The sequence below is a fragment of the Mesorhizobium sp. P5_C1 genome (assembly GCF_054049815.1).
In genome coordinates, this window is the sequence record NZ_JBFULQ010000978.1 from 1 (window position 1) to 1,293 (window position 1,293).

The following is a 1,293-nucleotide window of genomic DNA, read 5'->3' on the forward strand; positions in this document are numbered from 1 at the left end:
CCCGCACCCGCTCCATATAGGCGTTCAGCGCATCGATGAGCGGGCGGATCTCGCTTTGCGCGCCAGGAACCTCGACCGGGTCGAGGTCGCTGCGGCTTGGCGACCGCACGGCGTCGCGCAGCCTGATCAGCGGTGCCAGGCCGCGACGCAGGCCCAACAGCACGAAGATGCCGGCAATAGCCACCAGCGCCAGTTGCTGGGCGAAAGCGTTGAACCACAAATGCCGCACCATCGCATCGTGCCCGGCAAGCGTGACGCCAACGGTAACCGATATCGGCGAGTCGTCTCCGGCGCCGACCACGGTGTGGCTGAAAGTAAGCAGCCGCAGCCGGTGGTCGCGATAGGTGGCCTCGATGCTTGGGTGCTTTGGCGCTTCCGGCAGGTCGGGATAGCCGGTCAGCAGCCGCCCTTTGGCAGTCTTGACATGGTAGTAGACACTGTCGCGATCGCCGGTATCGAACATCTCGATCGCCGCCGGCGGTATCGAGGTATCGAGCACGCCGTCTGTCATGGCGACCTGCTCCGCGATGGTCCGTGCCGAACCCAACAACATCCGGTCCGTGACCAGGTCGGCGGTGGCCAGCGCGTTGCCATGGCTGGTCCACAGATTGATGGTGGCGAGCCCGGCGAGCGGCAACACCACCCAGGCCAGCAACTGCAAACGGAGGCTGCTAATCCTCATGGCGCAAGAGATAGCCGAGGCCACGCAAGGTGGCGATCTGGACGCGCGACCCTTCAAGCTTCTTGCGCACACGGTGCACATAGATCTCGATGGCGCTGGGGTCGGCATCGGTCTCGAAATCGTAGATCGCCGCCGACAGTGCCGCCTTGCTTACCGTGCGTCCGGCCTTGACCATCAGTTGTTCCAGCACCGCATGTTCGCGCGGTGTCAGCGCCAGCGTCTCGCCGGCCAGCGAAAACAGCCGCGTGTTGGTGTCGAAGACGAGATCGCCGCAGGCAACCACAGGCGCGGTGCGGTCATTGGCGCGGCGCAGTTGTGCGCGGATTCGCGCCTCCAGTTCCTCGATCTGGAACGGCTTGGCCAGATAGTCGTCGGCGCCTTCATTGAGGCCTTTGACCCGGCCGTCGAGACTGGCGTTGGCGGTCAGCACGATCACCGGGACCCGGTTGCCGCGCGCTCGCAGCGTGCGCAGCACTTCCAGGCCGCCCATACGCGGCAATGCCAGGTCGAGGATGACAAGCGCGTGGCCGCCGGCGGCCAGCGCGTGCTCGACATCCTCGCCGTCATGGACGACGTCGACGACATAGTTCGCCTGGCGCAGGGTCTTGCCC

At 65.6% G+C, this 1,293-nt stretch carries 2 protein-coding genes; both read right to left on the reverse strand.

Translation table 11 applies throughout. The features are described 5' to 3' along the window. Positions 1 to 682, reverse strand: a 682-nt coding sequence (locus ACXJ7R_RS33180) for a sensor histidine kinase N-terminal domain-containing protein (protein ID WP_457155486.1), incomplete at its 3' end; no start/stop codon positions are given. Beyond that, positions 672 to 1,293, reverse strand: a 622-nt coding sequence (locus ACXJ7R_RS33185) for a response regulator (protein WP_457155487.1), incomplete at its 5' end; no start/stop codon positions are given. The genes ACXJ7R_RS33185 and ACXJ7R_RS33180, both read right to left, overlap by 11 nt.